This window comes from Variovorax boronicumulans NBRC 103145 (genome assembly GCF_001591345.1).
Taxonomy (GTDB): domain Bacteria; phylum Pseudomonadota; class Gammaproteobacteria; order Burkholderiales; family Burkholderiaceae_C; genus Variovorax; species Variovorax boronicumulans.
Genome location: NZ_BCUS01000220.1, coordinates 1 through 4,433, shown reverse-complemented (window position 1 = coordinate 4,433; position 4,433 = coordinate 1). Strand labels below are relative to the sequence as shown.

Genomic DNA, 4,433 nt, shown 5'->3' with positions numbered 1-4,433 from the left:
CAGGCCACCGGGTACTTCCCTCCGCGAATGTCCCCCGGGCTTCGCCCTCCTCCTTGATTTCGCTGCGGGAAGCACCCAGTGCCCTGGTCACGGGGCACGCTGCGGGTGTTCGGCGGTCGCGGTCAGCCGCGCTCCGAGAACAACGCCACGATCACCTGCCGCAGCCACCGGTTGCCCGGGTCGGCCTCGAATCGCTTGCTCCAGTGCAGCGACACGGTGAAGTCGCGCAGCGGAAACGGCGGCTCGACGATGGCGTAGCCGCCCTCGGCCGCGAAGCCGCGCGCGATGTTGCGCGGCATCACCACCGCCAGGTCGGTGGCGCGCACGATGGCGGGCAGCACCATGAAGTGCTCGGTCGTCAGGCGCAGGCGGTCTTCGAGGTTCAGCAGCTGCAGGATGCGCAAGGTGTCGGCGTGGGTGCGCACGGCCACGTAGTCGAGCTCGTGCAGCGCGGCCAGCAGCGCCTGGCCGCTGCGCTGGCGCTTCACGAAGGGGTGGTCGTGGCGCAGCAGCACGATGTAGCGGTCTTTCAGCAGCTGCGTGCGCTGGGTGTCCTCCACGTGCGGCAGGAAGCCGAAGGCGAAGTCGACCCTGCCGCTGTCGAGCGCGGTGGCAATGTCGCCCGGCGCGAGCGGCATGGTCTCCACGCGCACGCCCGGCGCCAGCTCGCGCAGCCGCGCCATCAGCGCGGGCAAAAAGCGGCCCTCGCCGATGTCGCTCATGTGGATGCGAAAGAGTTTGCGCGACGCGGCCGGGTCGAAGCGCTCGGGCTCGGCCAGCGCCTGCTGCAGCATGGCCAGTGCCGACTGCACGGGCACCGCCAGCCGCTCGGCGCGCGGCGTGGGCGCCACGCCGCCGAGGCTGCGCGTGAACAGCGCGTCGCCCAGCAGCAGGCGCAGCCGCGTGAGGCCGTGGCTGGCCGCCGGCTGCGTGAGGCCCAGGGCCTCGGCGGCGCGGCTCACGTTGCGGGTGCGGTAGACGGCGTCGAACAACCGCAGCAGGTTGAGGTCGACCGCGTCGATATGCACGCCATTCATATTCGATAGCTGGCTCATTGCATTGAAGTATGACGCAGGCCCGCCCACACTCCCGCGTTCTCCCCACGACAAGAAGCACGAGACACGATGGAAGTTTCATTCAGCAAGGAAGTGGAAATGCTGCGCCTGGGCGCGGGCGACACCTTCCACGGCGAGGGCATCCTCGCGATCACCAAGGGCCTGCTGCAGTCGGGCGTGGCCTACGTCGGCGGCTACCAGGGCGCGCCGGTGTCGCACCTGCTGGACGTGATGGTGCAGGGCAAGGCGTACATGGACGAGCTGGGCGTGCACGTCGAGGCCTGCTCCAACGAGGCCTCGGCCGCGGCGATGCTCGGTGCGTCCATCCACTACCCGCTGCGCGGCGCGGTCACCTGGAAGTCGATCGTCGGCACCAACGTGGCGGCCGATGCGTTGTCGAACCTGTCGTCGCCCGGCGTGACCGGCGGCGTGCTGATCGTGGTCGGCGAAGACTACGGCGAAGGCGCCAGCGTGATCCAGGAGCGCACGCACGCCTACGCGCTCAAGTCGAGCATGTGCCTGCTCGATCCGCGGCCCGACCTGGGCGTGATGGTGCGCATGGTCGAGCAGGGCTTCCAGCTGTCGGAGGCGTCGAACATGCCCTGCCTGATGGAGCTGCGCATCCGCACCTGCCACGTGCGCGGCAGCTTCGACTGCAAGGACAACATCGCGCCCTCCGTGTCCACGCGCGCGCTGATGGACGAGCCCGCGGGCTTCGACTACATGCGCCTGGCGCACCCGCCCGTCACCTTCCGCCACGAGAAGCTCAAGGGCGACGAGCGCATGCCGGCCGCGCGCCGCCACATCGTGGCGAACGGCCTCAACGAGCTCATGCCCGGCCGGCGCCACCCCGACCTGGGCATCGTGGTGCAGGGAGGGCTGTACAACGCGCTGATCCGCAGCCTGCAGCAGCAGGGCCTGGCCGATGCCTTCGGCGACACCGACATCCCGATCCTGGTGCTCAACGTGACCTACCCACTGGTGCCCGAGCAGGTGGCCGACTTCTGCGTGGGCAAGCGCGCGGTGCTGGTGGTGGAAGAAGGCCAGCCCGAGTACATCGAGCAGGACATCGCCACCCTGCTGCGCCGGCGCGACATCCAGACGCCGCTGCACGGCAAGGACCTGCTGCCGCAGGCCGGCGAGTACGGCGTGGAGGTGCTGTCGGGCGGCCTCGCGGCCTTTGCCGAACGCTACCTGGGCGCGAGCGAAGCGGCAGCCTCGGCGCAGGCCTGGTTGGCCGGCAACCGCGAACGCCGCGAGGCGGTGGCGCGCCGGCTCGATGCGCCGCTGCCCAACCGTCCGCCGAGCTTCTGCGTGGGCTGCCCCGAGCGGCCGGTGTTCTCGGCGCTCAAGCTCGCGCAGCAGGAGACGGGGCCGGTGCACATCGCGGCCGACATCGGCTGCCATGCCTTCGGCACCTTCGAGCCCTTCTCGATGGGCCACTCGATCCTCGGCTACGGCATGAGCCTGGCCAGCCGCGCGGGCGTGGCGCCGATGATGAACCGGCGCACGCTGTCGATCATGGGCGACGGCGGCTTCTGGCACAACGGCCTGCTCACAGGCGTGCAGAGCGCGCTGTTCAACGACGACGACGCGGTGCTGCTGATCTTCAAGAACGGCTACACCTCGGCCACCGGCACGCAGGACATCATCTCCACGCCCGACGACGAGATCAAGGAGCGCGCCGTCGACAAGCAGCAGAGCCTGGTCGACAAGAACCAGACCATCGAGGCCACGCTCACGGGCCTGGGCGTGAAGTGGATGCGCACCGTCACCACCTACGACGTGGAGCGCATGCGCAAGACCCTCACCGAGGCGCTCACGAGCGACTTCAACGGCCTGAAGGTGGTGATCGCCGAGGGCGAGTGCCAGCTCGAGCGGCAGCGCCGCATCAAGCCGTGGATCGCCGGCCTCCTCAAGAAGGGCCAGCGCGTGGTGCGCGTGAAATACGGCGTCGACGAGGACGTGTGCAACGGCGACCACGCCTGCATCCGCCTGTCGGGCTGCCCCACGCTCACGCTGAAAGACAACCCCGATCCACTGAAGGTCGACCCGGTGGCCGTGGTCATCGACGGCTGCGTGGGCTGCGGCCTGTGCGGCGCCAACGCGCACGCGGCCACGCTGTGCCCGAGCTTCTACCGCGCCGAGGTGGTGCAGAACCCGAAATGGCACGAACGCCTGCTGCACGGCCTGCGCAGCGCGATCGTCGGCGCCCTGCGCCCGGCCTGAGAAGGAACAACGACATGGAACAGAACCGTCCCACCACCCTGCTCGTCTGCGCCCTCGGCGGCGAAGGCGGCGGCGTGCTCACCGAATGGCTGGTCGACGCCGCACGGCACGCGGGCTACGCGGCGCAGAGCACGTCGATCCCCGGCGTGGCGCAGCGCACCGGCGCCACCACCTACTACCTCGAAGTGTTCCCGGTGCCGATGGCGCAGCTGGGCGGCCGGCGCCCGGTGTTCAGCCTGGGCCCGGTGCCGGGCGCGCTCGACGCGATCGTCTCGTCGGAGCTGCTGGAGACCACGCGCCAGATCGGCAACGGCATGAGCGCGCCGCTGCGCACGCTGGTCATCAGCTCGTCGGCGCGCGTGCTCACCACAGCCGAGCGCATGGTGCCCGGCGACGGCCGCGCCGACGCGCAGCGCCTGCTCGACGTGGTCAAGGCCTTCAGCCGCGAGCACCACGTGCTCGACATGGGCGGCATGGCGCGCGAGGCCGGCACGGTGGTCAGCGCCGTGATGCTGGGCGCGATCGCGGGCAGCGGCCTCTTCCCGTTCCCGCGCGAGGCCTACGAGCGCGCGGTGCGCGGCGGCGACGAGGCCGCGCCCGACAAGCTCGGCAAGATGGCCGCCGCCAGCCTGCGCGGCTTTGCCGCTGCCTTCGAGGCCGTGCGTGCGCCGCGCGCCCAGGCCGCCTTCGTGCAGGGCGTGCTGGCCGGCGACGACACGCGCGACGCGCCCCCGCCGCCGCAGCCCCTGCCCGACGACGTGGCGCGCCGCTTTCCGCCGGCCGTGCACGACATGCTGGCGCTGGGCCATGCGCGGGTGCGCGACTACCAGGACAACGCCTACGCCGCGCTGTACGCCGATCGTCTCGCGCGGGTGCTCGAGGCCGAACGCGCCGCCGACCCGTCGGGCGCGCAGGGCTTCGCGGTCACGCGCGAAACGGCGCGCTGGCTGGCGCTGTGGATGGCCTTCGACGACATCGTGCGCGTGGCCGCGCTGAAGGGCCGCGCCAGCCGCGCGCAGCGCGTGCGCCAGGAAGTGCGCGCGGGCGACGACGACCTCGTGAAGGTCTTCGACCACTTCAAGCCCGGCGCGCTCGAGTTCGCGGCGCTGCTGCCGCCGTCGCTCGCGCGCCGCGTGACCGCCTGGGACC

General features: G+C 71.1%; 3 protein-coding genes. 2 read left to right on the top strand and 1 reads right to left on the bottom strand.

Annotation, left to right across the window (positions count from 1 at the left end):
- Nucleotides 1-122: 122 nt before the first annotated feature.
- Nucleotides 123-1,037, bottom strand: a complete 915-nt coding sequence (locus VBO01S_RS30880) for a LysR family transcriptional regulator (protein WP_062482890.1) — start codon at nucleotides 1,035-1,037, stop codon at nucleotides 123-125.
- 87 nt (nucleotides 1,038-1,124) lie between these two features.
- On the opposite strand from VBO01S_RS30880, the gene VBO01S_RS30875 reads away from it, so the two are divergent.
- On the top strand, nucleotides 1,125-3,284 hold the full coding sequence (locus VBO01S_RS30875) for a thiamine pyrophosphate-dependent enzyme (protein WP_062482887.1): 2,160 nt from the start codon (nucleotides 1,125-1,127) through the stop codon (nucleotides 3,282-3,284).
- 14 nt (nucleotides 3,285-3,298) lie between these two features.
- On the top strand, nucleotides 3,299-4,433 hold a 1,135-nt coding region (locus tag VBO01S_RS30870; protein WP_062482875.1), incomplete at its 3' end, for an indolepyruvate oxidoreductase subunit beta family protein.